This window comes from Aquabacterium sp. CECT 9606, from assembly GCF_918741295.1.
Classification (GTDB): Bacteria; Pseudomonadota; Gammaproteobacteria; order Burkholderiales; family Burkholderiaceae_C; genus Aquabacterium.
Window position 1 is genome coordinate 297,460 of the sequence record NZ_CAKKNB010000003.1, and the last position, 13,386, is coordinate 310,845.

Annotated in this window: 13 protein-coding genes and 1 pseudogene; 9 read left to right on the forward strand and 5 right to left on the reverse strand. The window is 61.9% G+C overall.

Annotation, left to right across the window (positions count from 1 at the left end; all coding sequences use genetic code 11):
- Positions 1 to 5: 5 nt before the first annotated feature.
- The 4 genes from LQ232_RS14015 to LQ232_RS14030 all read right to left on the reverse strand — a co-directional run bounded on the left by LQ232_RS14015 (position 6) and on the right by LQ232_RS14030 (position 3,355).
- Entirely contained in the window at positions 6 to 230 is a 225-nt protein-coding gene (locus tag LQ232_RS14015; RefSeq protein ID WP_230180968.1) for a hypothetical protein, read from the reverse strand.
- 16 nt (positions 231 to 246) lie between these two features.
- On the reverse strand, positions 247 to 1,794 hold the full coding sequence (locus LQ232_RS14020) for a methyl-accepting chemotaxis protein (RefSeq protein WP_230180969.1): 1,548 nt from the start codon (positions 1,792 to 1,794) through the stop codon (positions 247 to 249).
- Positions 1,795 to 1,929: 135 nt separating this feature from the next.
- On the reverse strand, positions 1,930 to 2,505 hold the full coding sequence (locus tag LQ232_RS14025; protein WP_230180970.1) for a hemerythrin domain-containing protein: 576 nt from the start codon (positions 2,503 to 2,505) through the stop codon (positions 1,930 to 1,932).
- A gap of 13 nt (positions 2,506 to 2,518) precedes the next feature.
- Positions 2,519 to 3,355, reverse strand: coding sequence for a universal stress protein (locus LQ232_RS14030; protein ID WP_230180971.1), 837 nt, complete (start codon positions 3,353 to 3,355; stop codon positions 2,519 to 2,521).
- Between the two features lie 84 nt (positions 3,356 to 3,439).
- Between LQ232_RS14030 and LQ232_RS14035 the strand changes: the two genes are divergently transcribed.
- Together LQ232_RS14035 and LQ232_RS14040 are read left to right on the forward strand one after the other, a co-directional pair.
- On the forward strand, positions 3,440 to 4,174 hold the full coding sequence (locus LQ232_RS14035) for a winged helix-turn-helix domain-containing protein (protein ID WP_230180972.1): 735 nt from the start codon (positions 3,440 to 3,442) through the stop codon (positions 4,172 to 4,174).
- The gene (locus tag LQ232_RS14040) at positions 4,171 to 6,219 is read left to right on the forward strand and encodes a PAS domain S-box protein (protein ID WP_230180973.1); all 2,049 of its coding nucleotides are present in this window, start codon (positions 4,171 to 4,173) and stop codon (positions 6,217 to 6,219) included. The genes LQ232_RS14035 and LQ232_RS14040 overlap by 4 nt, the downstream gene beginning before the upstream one ends.
- Here the strand turns inward: LQ232_RS14040 and LQ232_RS14045 are convergent.
- The gene (locus LQ232_RS14045; protein WP_230180974.1) at positions 6,213 to 7,010 is read right to left on the reverse strand and encodes a Crp/Fnr family transcriptional regulator; all 798 of its coding nucleotides are present in this window, start codon (positions 7,008 to 7,010) and stop codon (positions 6,213 to 6,215) included. The two genes, LQ232_RS14040 and LQ232_RS14045, sit on opposite strands and share 7 nt — an antisense overlap.
- A 228-nt stretch (positions 7,011 to 7,238) precedes the next feature.
- Between LQ232_RS14045 and LQ232_RS14050 the strand changes: the two genes are divergently transcribed.
- The 7 genes and pseudogenes from LQ232_RS14050 (at position 7,239) to ccoO (ending at position 13,377) form a co-directional block, all read left to right on the forward strand.
- Positions 7,239 to 7,766, forward strand: coding sequence for a hypothetical protein (locus LQ232_RS14050; RefSeq protein WP_230180975.1), 528 nt, complete (start codon positions 7,239 to 7,241; stop codon positions 7,764 to 7,766).
- A gap of 4 nt (positions 7,767 to 7,770) precedes the next feature.
- A complete protein-coding gene (locus LQ232_RS14055) occupies positions 7,771 to 10,026 on the forward strand; it encodes a cation-translocating P-type ATPase (RefSeq protein ID WP_230180976.1) in 2,256 nt (751 codons plus the stop codon).
- 5 nt (positions 10,027 to 10,031) lie between these two features.
- The gene (gene ccoS / locus LQ232_RS14060; protein WP_230180977.1) at positions 10,032 to 10,256 is read left to right on the forward strand and encodes a cbb3-type cytochrome oxidase assembly protein CcoS; all 225 of its coding nucleotides are present in this window, start codon (positions 10,032 to 10,034) and stop codon (positions 10,254 to 10,256) included.
- The gene (locus LQ232_RS14065) at positions 10,249 to 10,440 is read left to right on the forward strand and encodes a hypothetical protein (RefSeq protein ID WP_230181628.1); all 192 of its coding nucleotides are present in this window, start codon (positions 10,249 to 10,251) and stop codon (positions 10,438 to 10,440) included. Before ccoS ends, LQ232_RS14065 begins: the two co-directional genes overlap by 8 nt.
- Before the next feature lie 11 nt (positions 10,441 to 10,451).
- Positions 10,452 to 11,135 (forward strand): sulfite exporter TauE/SafE family protein, encoded by a 684-nt coding sequence (locus tag LQ232_RS14070; protein WP_230180978.1) that lies wholly within the window; start codon positions 10,452 to 10,454, stop codon positions 11,133 to 11,135.
- A gap of 193 nt (positions 11,136 to 11,328) precedes the next feature.
- A pseudogene (gene ccoN / locus LQ232_RS14075) lies at positions 11,329 to 12,744 on the forward strand (cytochrome-c oxidase, cbb3-type subunit I); the annotation flags it as partial.
- Positions 12,739 to 13,377, forward strand: coding sequence for a cytochrome-c oxidase, cbb3-type subunit II (gene ccoO / locus LQ232_RS14080; RefSeq protein WP_256450059.1), 639 nt, complete (start codon positions 12,739 to 12,741; stop codon positions 13,375 to 13,377). The pseudogene ccoN and the gene ccoO, both read left to right, overlap by 6 nt.
- Positions 13,378 to 13,386 lie beyond the last annotated feature (9 nt).

A 13,386-nucleotide genomic window follows, 5' to 3' on the forward strand; every position in this document is an offset into this window, starting at 1 on the left:
TAACGCTAAAGGCGCGCCAGCGCCTCGCGGATGCGCTCAATCGTGTGGGCCATTGCTGCCTTGCTGGACACCTCCAGCCCCAACTGGCGCGCAATGTGGTTGACCTTGGCCGGGTTGAGCGGCAGGCCGCCGTTGTCCACCGCCTTGATCAGGTCCTGCGCCTGCCGGATTTCCGCCGAGCAGGCCGAACGAGGCGAGAAAAAACGGGTCAATTGTTTGACGAGCTGCATGGTGACCCGTTGATCTTCAGCGAAACACACCCACTGCATCGGCCAAGCTGGCCATTTGCTGTTTGACGCTTTCAGATGCCGCCGTGCCTTGCTCAACCAGGGCTGCGTTTTGCTGGGTGATCTGGTCAAGGTGGCTAATGGCTTGGCCGACCTGGGCAATGCCCGCATTTTGCTCGTGCGTGGCCGAGCTGATCTCTGCGATCAAGTCCGACACCCGCTGAACCTGCGTGACGATGTCGCCCATGGTTTGCCCGGCGTCATTGACCTGCCGGGAGCCGGCCTCCACCTTGTTCACGCTCTCATTGATGAGGGCTTTGATTTCTTTGGCAGCGCCCGCACTGCGGTGCGCCAGACTTCTCACTTCACTGGCCACCACCGCGAAACCACGGCCTTGCTCGCCGGCGCGAGCGGCTTCAACTGCGGCATTCAATGCCAGGATGTTGGTCTGGAAGGCGATGCTGTCAATCACGCCAATGATGTCGGCGATCTTTTTGGAACTGTGCGTGATGTCATTCATCGTGGCCACCACGTCTGACACGGCGCGTCCACCCTTGGCGGCCGCTTCACTGGCCGAGCCCGAGAGTTGGTTGGCCTGGCTGGCGGTGTCCGCATTGTTCTTCACGGTCACGGTCATCTGCTCCATGGACGAGGCGGTTTCCTCGACGCTGGCTGCGGCCTGTTCCGTGCGAGAGCTCAGGTCATTGTTGCCCTGCGCGATTTCATTGGTGGCCGTCTGCACATTCAAGACCTGCCCACTAACATCGTCGATGACCCAGCGGAACATCAGGCCAAGCTGGCCGATGGTTCGCATGGTCATGCCGATTTCATCGACGCGGTCCATGTGCAAGGCCTTGTGCTTGTCGCCCGAGGCCACCCGCAGGGCTTGATCGCGCATTTGCTCCAGCGGCCTGGCAATCTGGCTTTCAAGCGACCAGTTGGCCAGCAAAGACAGCACTGCAACGGCCCCCGAAAAGCCAAGAAGCGCCATGCCGTTCGCCAGACCCAAGGCCCATGCCGCGCCAACCAATGCGGGCACCAGCAACAGCAGGGTCGATCGGATGCGCCAGCGCACAGGCATGGTCTGCAACATTGACATCCAGGCAGCCGCGCCCGTGCGGATGATCAAACCCTTGTGGAAGCGGCGGTTGCCGGCCTTGCCTTCGCGGAAATCGCGGTACAGGCTTTCTGCCGCGGCAATCTCTTCATTGGAGGCCTTCGTGCGAACCGACATGTAGCCGGTCTGCTTGCCTTGGCGCACCATCGGCGTGGCATTGGCGCGAACCCAGTAGTGGTCGCCATTTTTTCGGCGGTTTTTGACCAGGGCCGTCCAGGGTTGGCCCGCCTTGAGGGTGGCCCACATGTCGGCAAAGGCCTCGGTGGGCATGTCCGGATGGCGCACCAGGTTGTGCGGTTGCCCCTGGATTTCCTCGCGGCTGTAGCCACTCACGGAGACAAAAGCATCGTTGGCGTAGGTGATATGGCTTTGAGTGTCCGTGGTGGACATCAGGGTGGCATCGTCGGGAAATTCAAAGGCTCGTTGAGTGACGGGTTGATTGTTGCGCATGTGGCCGCTCTAGGATTGAGTTTGGAAACCCGGCCACTGCAATTGGATCCGCCGGTCAGATCACTTCTGATCTTTCCATATCGGAACAGGATCGTTCTTCTTTAGAACATTCGGTTCAACGGGCATCTTTGGGTTTCAGGGAGGCTGTTCTCCATTCGGATTCAAGAGGGCATCGCGGCGCTCGGCCATTTCGCGGCGCATGGCATCAATGTCTTGCGAACTCAGCTTGGCTTTGGCGTGGGGATAGACCGCACGCTCTTCTTCCTCGATGTGCTGCCGGCACAGCGCAGTGAACCGCAGGGCCAGTTCCCGGATCTCACCGAGGTAAGGGTGGCTGTAACCACGCGCGATCATGTCCAAATGGGGCACCAGGCGCAGCCATTGGGCTTCAATCTCGACATGGTCTTGCCGAAGGTGCTCAATCGTGCGGACCATGTCCAGATCACCGCTTTGCACCAGGGTCGGAAAAACGTGCTGTTCTTCGTCCAGGTGGTGCTGCAGGCCGGTGGTGGTGAAGAATAGATGAATGCTCCGCGACAGCGTCCTCGCCGTGGCATCGACCCCTTGGGCGCTCACATGCTCGATCAGGGTGTGCAGATCGTCCAGCATCGACAGGATCTCTTGATGGCAACTGTCCAGGACATCAAAGGGCATGGGCGCATAGAAGGCGGCTTGTGCGTGAGACAAGGGCCGGTCGGACGAGTGGGTCATGTGGGCCTCGCATTCAGTGCGCCATCAACACTGGCAAAGACATGTCATTCAACACGGTCCGGGTTGCTCCGCCCAGCACCATCTCCCTGGCCCTGCTGTGGCCATAGCAGCCCATCACCAGCAAGTTGGCCTGGATATCTTGCGCCAGGGACAGCAAGGCCGTGCCCGCATTGGAAGGCGAGGCAAGGCGTCGCACGTGCCAGATCGGTTCGATGTCGTGCAGACCCAGATAGCGTGTCAGATGAGCCCGACTGGCAGCGTCGTCATTGACGGGGTCGCCCAGCATGGCCACATGAACGGCTTGAGCCTGGGCCAGGAATGGCCATGCGGCGCTCAAGGCCCGAGCGCACTCCCGGCTCCCGTTCCACGCGATCAGCGCGGTCTTGAACGGCTGATCGGGCAGGGCGCCCAGCGCCGGAACGACCAGCGCGGGTTTGCCGCTGTGCTCGAGGATGGTGTGCACGAAGTCTCCAGGCACTTCGTGGTAGCCCACGGAGGCGTGTGCAGGTTGACCCAGCACCAGCAAATCAGCGCAAAGCGCATGCTGTGCAAAGTCATACGGTGATGGCGTTCGCACTTCATCCCAGTTCACGTCAGACAAACCTTGGATCGCCGATTGGAATGCAGCATGGGCCCTGGCCCGCTTCTCGGTGTCCAACCGGGACAGGGTGGCCACGGCCGCGTGGTCGGCATCTTGATGCCCAGGGTAAAGCTGTAACCAAGGCGTGACGGCATAAAGTGCCGTGATCCGGGCTGGCAATGATGCCGCCACAAGTTGGGCAAATCTCAAACGATCAAGTGCCCTTTCAGAGCCATCGACATGCACGAGCACGTGGCGCAATGGGTTCATAATCATTTCCGTCCAAGCTGCCATCAGACTCTCGAAAATAGTCTATTGCCCTTGAATTCCTTTGCGCGAGATCAAGAAATCAACGTGTCAAGCCCAATTCACATTGCCGTTGTCGATGACGAGCCCGAGATCACCTTGTTGCTCAGCAACTACCTCTCAGGTCATGGGTTCAGGGTGAGTGCGCTTCATTCCGGTGCGGCCTTGATGGCGATGATGGCGCTGGATGCGCCTCAAGTGGTGCTGCTCGACCTGGGGCTGCCCGGCGAAGACGGCTTGAGCATCGCCCGCCAGCTTCGCGAAAAATGGCGTTGCGGCCTGCTGATCGTGACTGGCCGAGGCGATCCAGTAGACAGGGTGGTTGGCCTTGAATTGGGTGCGGATGACTACGTGACCAAGCCCTTTGACCTGCGCGAGTTGCTCGCCCGCACCAAGGCGGTTTTGCGCAGAATCATGCCGCCTGCCGACGGGCCCGGCGCGAGGGCCACGCAGCAGACTCAAGACGTTTGGCGTTTCCTGAACTGGACCTTTGACCTGGCCGCTCGCCGCTTGCTGACCACCCAAGGCGACGAGGTGCCCCTGACCAGCGGAGAGTTTGATTTGCTCGCTGTGTTCTTGCAGCATCCGGGCAGGGTGCTGTCCCGTGATTTTCTGTTGGAGCACACGCGCGGGCGTGAGGCCGGCCCCTTCGACCGAACCATCGATGTCCAGATTGGCCGCCTTCGCAAAAAGCTGGAAGAAGACTCTCAAGATCCCAAGATCATCAAATCGGTGCGCGGAGCGGGGTACGTCTTCGTGCCACTTGTGCAGGCAGCACCATGAACCACGAGATATTCCAGTCCATCTTCAAAGCGTATCCGGACGCACTGTTGCTGGTGGATGGCAGCGGCATGATCGTGATGGCCAATCCTGCCGCCGCCGAGTTGCTGGGCTATGAACTGGACGAATTGGTGGGATTGGCGGTCGAGGCCCTGGTGCCCGATGCCATCCGCCCTCGGCACGCGCAGTACCGCAATGCCTACGGCCGCAATCCCCATGCCCGCCCCATGGGCACCAACATGGATTTGGTGGCCAAGCGCCGAGACGGCTCGCAGGTGATGGTCGAGATCGCGCTCAGCCCGCTCAAAGATCTGGGTTTTCCTTATGTGGTCACGGCCATCCGGGGCATTGGCGCCTATCCCCGGGTCAAGCAGGCCTTGCAACGCGCTCGTTACAGCGATTATGTTGCCCGTTTGGGCAGGCTGGCGGTGGACATGCGTGACCCGCAAGAGCTCATGCAAGAGGTGCCCTTGGTGGCCACCGATGCCTTGCAGGTGGAGTACAGCGCGGTGTACTTGCTGGATCCCAGTCGCCTGGAGTTCACCTTGGCCAGTGGTGTGGGGTTGGTGGCCGATGAACCGCTGCATGCACGGATCCCGAGCACGCCTGACCGCATGCCGGGCTATGTGCTGGCCAACCATGCGCCGCTGCTGGTGCAAGATGGCCGCACCGAAACGCGTTTCGTTGTCTTGCCCGCCTACCTGGCGGCCGGGCTCGTCAGTGGCTTGGCGGTGCCCCTGTCTGACCGGGGCAGAACCGTGGGCGTGCTGGTGGTCAGGTCCAAGCAGGTGGCCCGTTTTGACGAAGACGAGACCCGCTTCCTGGAATCGGTCGGCAATCTGTTGGCCAGCACCTTGCAACGCTCACAAACCGAAGAGGCCCTGCGACACTCCCAGCGGCTGGAAAGCGTGGGGCAGCTCACCGGCGGCATTGCGCACGATTTCAATAACTTGCTGACCGTCATCCAGGGCAATCTTCAGGTTTTGCAAGAGTTGCCCTCCATCACCGCCGATCCGCATGCACAGCAGTTGCTGGGATCCGCCTTGCGCGCGGGCAAGCGAAGCGCCGAGTTGACCAGCAAGCTCCTGGCTTTCTCGCGCCGGCAAGTGCTGCAACCTGGCCGCGTTGATGTCGTTGCGCAGCTGCACTCGCTGGCCGACATGTTGCGCCGCACCCTCGATCAGCGGATTCAGATCAAGCTGGACGTGGACGAGGCCTGCCCGCCATGCCTGGCCGATCCGGGCCAACTCGAGGCGGCGCTGCTCAACCTTGCCATCAATGCGCGCGACGCGATGCCCGATGGCGGCACGCTCACCATTGCCTGCAAGGCCTGCGGCGTTTTGCCGGGGGATCTTCAAGCTGAATTGGTGGGCGGGGAAGGGCAGTCGGCCCCACAACCGTTTGTTCAGATTTCGTTGGCGGACACGGGCACCGGCATGTCTGAAGAGGTCAAGAAGCGGGCCTTCGAGCCCTTCTTCACGACCAAGGAAGCGGGCCGAGGAACGGGCCTGGGCTTGAGCACGGTCTATGGCTTTGCCAGGCAATCCCGTGGCGCCGTGGCCCTGGATAGCACCATCGGGGTGGGCACCAAGCTCACCTTGTACATCCCGGTGCCGCCGCCGGAAAATGAGCCCGAGCTGGCGCAGGCCGCTTTCACCCACATCGTGCCCATGGGCCTTCGGGTGATGCTGGTTGAAGACGATCCTGAGGTCAGGGCGATTGTTCAGCGCTTTCTTGAAACCCTGGGTTGCCAGGTCACCCCTTTTGCCAGCGCTGAAGAGGCAGTGAGTGCCTTCCATGTGAATGACGAGGTTCAACTCTTGCTGACCGACATTGCCCTGGGGCCTGGCATGCGCGGCATGGAACTGGCCAAGATTGCGCAGGCCCGGTGGCCCGCCTTGGCCATCATCCTGATGTCGGGGTTCTCATCCGAATTGCTGGACGCCAATCGCGATGCGCCCGAGCACTGGGAGCTGCTTCAAAAGCCCTACGGCCGTGATGAACTGGCCAACGCGATCGCCAAAGTCACCTCGGCATTACCTCATTGAAGCGTGGTGTTGCGGGCAGCAGGCAGGCTGCTTTCAATGAAAGCCGCCAGCTGATTCACATCCGGAATGAGGATGTCGCGTCGGCCTTTGGCAGTGAAGCCGATCAGGTTCTTGCTGGCCAATCGCGTCAAGGCGCGGCTCACGGTTTCCAGCGTCATGCCCAGGTAGTTACCGATCTCGGCGCGGGTCATGCGCAGGGTGATCTGGTCGGTGCGCAGGCCACGTTGGGCCAGTGACTCGGCCCAATACCGCAGAAAATCAGCCACGCGTGCGTCGGCCGACAGGGTGCACAGTGACAGCAGCGAATCACGGTCACGCGTGATCTCACGGCTCATGGACTCGTGAAGCAAGGCGAGCAATGCTGGTTGCGTTGCTGCGGCCTGGCACAGCGACTCGTAGCTCAGGCACCAGACTTCTGCCGTGTCCATCGCGACGGCGTCGCAGCCATAGCGGCCTCGGGCAATGCCATCGAAGCCCAGCCAGTCGCCCTTGAAGTGCAGTCCCACCACCTGTTCGCGGCCGTCTTGCGAGGCGTTGATGGTTTTGAAAATGCCGGAATTGAGCACGTACAGGTACTTGAATGGCTGCCCGGCTTCATAGATTTTGTCACCCGCGTGCACCAGACGACGCTGGATGGTCACCGCTTGCTGCAGCAAGCGCAGGCTGCCCGCGATTCGCTCGCTGACGACGTTGGCTTCATTGGTTCTCCAGCCCAGATCGGCCAAAGCCGGGACAACGAAAGGCGCGCGGTTAGTCAGGGCAGAGGCGGAGGTGAGGGTGGAGGTGGTCATCTGAGACTTTCTCTGAACAGTGCGTTGGTAGATGTCTTTCACTGATGCTCAGTCTAGAAATGCCGGATCAATGAGGTACCAACGCTCTGTCGCACTGCGCAACGTTGTGTAAACGGTATGTATCAGGGCGGCATCGCTTGACCTGCATCAAGCGCCTTCCTGCGCTTGTCCCTTAGCCTGCGACCACAGCGGATCATCATCCCGATGCGCGCCCCATGGCCGTTCAATGTGAGCATTTACCTAGACTACAAAGCGCTGAATGCCCCCGACGGGCTGAACGAAGATCAGCTCGCGGCTCTGCGCTGCGTTGCGGACAGCCTGACCGTGACGGGTGCTGGTGGCACATCGCAAATGCTGCTGCGCGACAAGAACATCGCCGTGGTCTGTGGTCAATCGGATCTGCAAGATGCCAGCCTTTTTGAGCGTGCTGCCACCAGCCTGGGCGCGCGCGTGGCCCGGATCCGATCCAGCGATGCGGGCTTGGCACCTGGGGCCGACCTCATCGCCACGGCCAAGATGCTGGGGCGACTGTACGAGGCGATCGAGTGCCAGGGCGTGGCCCCTGAAGTGATTGCCCAACTGGAGCAGCACGCCGGTATCGTGGTGTTCAACGCCCTGGGTTCACCCCGACATCAGGCGTTCATCCAGTTCGATCGAACACGGCATGACGCCTTGGCCCGAGACCATGCACCGAACAGTGATGAAGCTGGCCGCGAAGCCTTCATCCAGGCGGTGCTGCTGAGCACGCTGCGTTGATCCCATGAACACCTGGGCCGATCTCCAAACCACGCCTGACGCTCAGATGGCCGTGCTGGACGACGACGTGGAGGCCGCTCGGTTCACCCGGTGGAAGGCCGGGGCCGATGGCCGGCGGCTGGGCGAGTCGTCCTTGCGCATTGGCGGCATGCACTGCGTGGCTTGCGCCTCAACCATTGAGCACGCGCTTGAAGGGGTGGTGGGCGTGACTGCGGTTCGCGTCAGTGCCGCAGGGCAGTGCGCCACCGTATCCTGGGATGTTGAGTTGACCCGCCCCTCGGCGCTGGTGCAGGCCATTGAGCAAGCTGGCTACAGTGCAACGCCAGACACCGTGGCCGGTGCGCGGGCCTTGCGCTTGAAGGAATCACGCGACGCGCTTTGGCGCTTGTTCGTGGCATCTTTTTGCGCCATGCAGGTGATGATGCTGGCCACCCCCTCCTACGTGAGTACATCGGGCGAATTGGCACCAGACCTGAAACAGTTGCTGGATTGGGGCGCATGGTTGCTCACGCTGCCCGTGATGATTTTTTCCGCGGCACCTTTTCTCACGGGCGCCTGGCGTTCAATGAAGCACCGCCGGATCGGGATGGATGTACCCGCCGCCTTGGGCATGCTGGTGGCCTTCATCGCCAGCAGCGGGGCCACCTTTGACCCTGGTGGGGTGTTCGGCCACGAGGTCTACTTTGACTCATTGACCATGTTCATCAGCTTTCTGCTGGGCGGCCGATACCTGGAAATGCGTGCCCGTCACCATGCCGAGCGCTCCCTGGAAGACACCGTTGGGCGGATGCCCGAAGTGGCGCTGCGCGAGAACCTGGATGGCAGCGTGGCCTCGGTCAGCGTGCTGCGCCTGCAACGTGGTGACATCGTACGGGTGCCCGTGGGCGGGGCGTTCTGCGCAGATGGCGTGTTGACCCAAGGCCAGACTCGCGCGGATGAATCACTGTTGACGGGCGAGTCGGCCCCTGTGGAGAAGACGGTGGGCGACGAGGTGGTGGCCGGAAGCCTGAACTTGGCCGCCCCTGTGGCCATGCGGGTTGAACATCTGGGGGCCGACACGCGTTATGAGGCGATCGTGGCCATGATGCGCGACGCCCGCACGCAACGCCCCATGTCGGTCAACGAGAGCGACCGCTGGGCGGCACCATTCTTGTGGGCCATCCTGGTGCTGGCCGCAGTGGCGGCGGCGGTGTGGAGCGTGATTGATCCCTCCCGGGCCGTGTGGGTGGCCGTCTCTGTGCTGATCGTGACATGTCCATGCGCCTTGTCCTTGGCCGCACCATCGGCCATGTTGTCGGCGGCCATGGCAATGGCCAAGCACGGCCTGCTGTTGCGCCGCATCGAGGCCATTGAGGGCTTGGCTGGCATGCAAACCTTGTTCGTCGACAAAACCGGCACGTTGACCGAGGCCCGCACCCAGCGCGCCACCATGATCCGCACGGGCCATGACGACCGTTGGACTGACGATGCGGTGCGCAGGCAAGCGGCTTCGCTGGCCGCATGGTCCACGCACCCGCTGGCCAAGGTCCTGGCGCAAGAGCCCGCCCGGGCCGGCATGGCGTGGCATCGGCTGATCGAGACACCGGGCCAAGGCATTGAGGGCCATGCCAGCGATGGATCGATCTGGCGGCTGGGCCGGGCATCGCCGAGCGTGCCGGTGGCGGCCAACGATGGTGACGACGCCGAGACCTGGTTGATCCACAACGGCCGGCCGGTGGCGTGCTTCCGCTTTACCGAAACCCTGCGCCCAGGCGCGGTCGAGGCCGTCCGGACCCTTGGGCAAGATGGTGTGAAGGTCGTGCTGCTGTCGGGTGACAGCGCCGAGCGGGTCAGCCGTGTGAGCCGGTTGTTGGGCCTGGCGGACGGCCAAGGGGGCATGGCGCCCCAAGACAAGCTGGCCGCAGTCAAGGCGGCCCAGTCGCGTGGCGAGCACGTGGCCATGCTCGGCGATGGCATCAATGACGCGCCCGTTCTGGCGCAGGCTGACACCTCGATCGCCATGGGGGAGGGCGCGCAGATCGCCCGGTCACAAGCCGATGGGGTGCTGGTCACCAACGATTTGCAGGACGTGGTTCGCGCACGCGCCCTGGCGCGGAGAACGTTGCGAGTCGTGCGGCAGAACTTCATTTGGGCCGCGTCTTACAACGCGGCTTGTGTGCCTTTGGCCCTGATGGGTTGGTTGCCCCCGTGGGCCGCCGGCCTGGGCATGGCCACCAGTTCACTGCTGGTCGTTCTTAACTCACTGCGCCTCGCGCGCTGACCAGCATGGACATCCTCTACCTTTTGATTCCACTGTCGTCTGTGCTGGTGCTGTGCATCCTGGCCGTTTTTGCCTGGGCGCTGAATTCCGGGCAGTTTGACGATGTCGAGCAGCATGGCGAACAGATTCTGGATGCCGCGCAAGAGCCGCTTGATCTGAGTCAAGGTGATCAGGCCAGCTTCATCCAACAATCACCTCTGAGCAAGAAAGCAGAGGCGATTGATGGCTGACAACACACGAAAAATCATGGGGCCGCCCACGGCGCCATGGTGGCGCATCAAGATGGTGTGGCTGGTGATTGGCGGACCTGCGGCGGTCGTGGTTGCTGGCTTCATCACGCTGGCACTGGCCATTGATGGTGGTGACCAGCCCGTGCCCAATCCAGGATCCGCTGCCGTGGTGTTTCGTCGCTGACGCCTGACCCCATGCAGTGGCCTTTGATCCTTGCTGGTATGGCCATGGGCTTGGCCGCCACGCCCCATTGCGCCGTCATGTGCGCGGCCCCTTGCGCAGCGCTGACGCGTGGTGACAAGCACAGCACGACCAGTTTTCAAGTGGGCCGCCTGAGCAGCTACATGCTCGTGGGCGCGCTCGCTGCCTACAGTGTTTCCACCTTGGGCGTGTGGAGCGAGTCGGTGCCCGCGTTGCGGCCGCTGTGGACGTTGCTGCACCTGGCCTTCCTGGGATTGGGCCTGTGGTGGTTGTTCAAGGGTGAGCAGCCCGCCTGGATGCAACGCGACGACACCGTGTCCATCGTGCGCATGCCGGGCCGCCGCCAATCACCGGTTCTGCGTGCTGGCCTGGCAGGTCTGGCATGGGCTGCCTGGCCCTGCGCGGCCCTGCAAGGCGCTTTGGTGCTGGCTGCGCTGGCAAACACCCCTTTGGCTGGCGCCCTGGTGATGGGCGCGTTCTCAGTGGCTTCCATGCCGGGCTTGCTGTTGGCGCCCTGGGCTTGGAAGCGTTGGCAGGCCCACCATGGCACGGCCATTTCCCCCGGGCAGCTCACGCTCCACGGGTTCCGCATCGCCGGGGTCGGACTGGTGCTTGCCTCCGGGTGGGCCCTGACGCACGACCTTTGGGAGCGTTTTGCTATCTGGTGCACAACATGATGATCCGAATCATTGCCTTCGTCCTTGCCACCTTGGGCGCCACCGGCGTGCTGGTGGCAGCAGGGCTGAATGAACACAAGGAGCGCGCTGCCGCTCTGAGCCTTGATCAGGGTCAAGGGCCAAACGGTGCCTCTGACCAACAATCTCGGTAGACCTTCAATCTCAAGCACGAAACAACGAAAGGACGCGCCGAATGGCCGCTCTAAAATCTGCCGTGGTCAGCTATGACGACTGGCCTGTTCGACAGTTCGCACTGGCGGCGGTGTTGTGGGGCGTGGTCGGCATGTCCGTCGGCGTCCTGATCGCAGCTCAACTGGCTTGGCCCGACCTCACGGCGAACATTCCCTGGCTCAGCTATGGGCGCCTCAGGCCCTTGCATACCAACGCGGTGATCTTCGCGTTTGGCGGCTGTGCCTTGTTTGCCACCTCTTACCACGTGGCCCAGCGCACGGGCCAAACCCGCCTGTTTGCACCGGCCTTGGCCAGGTTCACCTTCTGGGGATGGCAGGCCGTCATTGTGGCGGCCGCGATCACACTGCCGATGGGGTACACCCAAGGCAAGGAATACGCCGAGCTGGAATGGCCCATCGACCTCCTGATCACGGTGGTGTGGGTGTCTTACGCGATCGTGTTCTTTGGCACCATCGCCAAACGGCAGGTTCGGCACATCTACGTGGCCAACTGGTTCTTCGGCGCCTTCATTTTGGCCGTGGCCTTGCTGCACGTGGTCAACAGTGCGGTCATGCCTGTGAGCCTGTGGAAGAGCTACTCGGCTTACGCGGGTGTGCAGGATGCGATGGTGCAATGGTGGTATGGCCACAATGCAGTCGGCTTTTTCCTGACGGCAGGCTTCCTGGGCATGATGTATTACTACATCCCCAAGCAGGCTGAGCGTCCGGTTTATTCCTACCGCTTGTCGATCGTGCACTTCTGGGCGCTGATTTTCACCTACATGTGGGCAGGCCCGCACCACTTGCATTACACCGCCTTGCCCGACTGGGCTCAGTCGGTGGGCATGGTGTTCTCATTGGTGCTGCTGGCACCCAGCTGGGGCGGCATGATCAATGGCGTGATGACTTTGTCGGGCGCCTGGTACAAGCTGCGTGACGATCCCATCCTCAAGTTCCTGATCGTGGCGTTGTCTTTCTACGGCATGTCCACCTTCGAAGGCCCGATGATGTCCATCAAGACGGTCAATGCGCTGTCGCATTACACCGATTGGACAATTGGCCACGTTCACTCAGGTGCCTTGGGCTGGGTTGGATTCATCACCATGGGTTCGCTGTACTACCTGATCCCCCGCATGTTCGGACGGACCAGCATGTTCAGCGTGCGGGCGATTGAAATTCATTTTTGGATTGCGACCCTGGGTGTGGTGCTGTACATCGCGGCCATGTGGATTGCTGGCGTGATGCAGGGCCTGATGTGGCGTGCGGTCAATCCGGATGGCACCTTGGTGTACAGCTTCATCGAAAGCGTGAAAGCCACCTTCCCGTTCTACGTGGTTCGCCTGGCAGGTGGCTTGCTGTACCTCAGCGGCATGCTATTGATGGCCTGGAACGTGGTCATGACGGTGCGTGCTGGCAAGCCCGCGGTTGCGCAAGTGCCTGCCGCCAAGCACGAAGGCCATGTCAACCCGGCCAAGGGCCACGAACGGATCGAGACCAACAATGGCTTGATGATCGTCCTGATCCTGTTGGTGGTTGCCGTGGGTGGTCTGGTTGAGATCGTGCCCTTGTTCTTCCAGCGCTCCACCACCGAAGCAGTGGCGGGCGTCAAGCCCTACACCGCCTTGCAATTGGCCGGCCGCGATGTCTACCTGCGCGAGGGTTGCTACAACTGCCATTCGCAGATGATCCGTGCCCTGCAGTCAGAGACCCTTCGGTACGGCCACTACTCCCTGGCAGGAGAGTTTGTTTATGACCGGCCTTTCCAATGGGGTAGCAAGCGCACGGGCCCAGACCTGGCGCGTGTTGGTGGCAAGTACAGCGATGAATGGCATCGCATCCACCTGACGAGTCCGCGCGATCTGGTGCCCGAATCCAACATGGCAGCCTACCCCTGGTTGGCCACCCGGCAGGTTGATCCCGCGAGCATGCCACCGCGTTTGACGGCCATGAGGCGGCTTGGCGTGCCTTACACCCAGACCGAGGTTGATGGTTCGCCCGAGGCCGTGCAGGGCAAGAGTGAGCTGGATGCCCTCATCGCCTATCTGCAGGTGTTGGGCACCCAAGTTAAGTAGCAAGGAGAC

Bases quoted from the DNA above. Each gene is read 5' to 3' on its own strand.
- LQ232_RS14025 (WP_230180970.1), bottom strand. From the start codon at position 2,505: ATGACCCACTCGTCCGACCGGCCCTTGTCTCACGCACAAGCCGCCTTC.
- LQ232_RS14015 (WP_230180968.1), bottom strand. From the start codon at position 230: ATGCAGCTCGTCAAACAATTGACCCGTTTTTTCTCGCCTCGTTCGGCC.
- LQ232_RS14070 (WP_230180978.1), top strand. From the start codon at position 10,452: ATGCAGTGGCCTTTGATCCTTGCTGGTATGGCCATGGGCTTGGCCGCC.
- LQ232_RS14055 (WP_230180976.1), top strand. From the start codon at position 7,771: ATGAACACCTGGGCCGATCTCCAAACCACGCCTGACGCTCAGATGGCC.
- LQ232_RS14045 (WP_230180974.1), bottom strand. From the start codon at position 7,010: ATGACCACCTCCACCCTCACCTCCGCCTCTGCCCTGACTAACCGCGCG.
- LQ232_RS14040 (WP_230180973.1), top strand. From the start codon at position 4,171: ATGAACCACGAGATATTCCAGTCCATCTTCAAAGCGTATCCGGACGCA.
- LQ232_RS14065 (WP_230181628.1), top strand. From the start codon at position 10,249: ATGGCTGACAACACACGAAAAATCATGGGGCCGCCCACGGCGCCATGG.
- LQ232_RS14020 (WP_230180969.1), bottom strand. From the start codon at position 1,794: ATGCGCAACAATCAACCCGTCACTCAACGAGCCTTTGAATTTCCCGAC.
- LQ232_RS14030 (WP_230180971.1), bottom strand. From the start codon at position 3,355: ATGAACCCATTGCGCCACGTGCTCGTGCATGTCGATGGCTCTGAAAGG.
- ccoS (WP_230180977.1), top strand. From the start codon at position 10,032: ATGGACATCCTCTACCTTTTGATTCCACTGTCGTCTGTGCTGGTGCTG.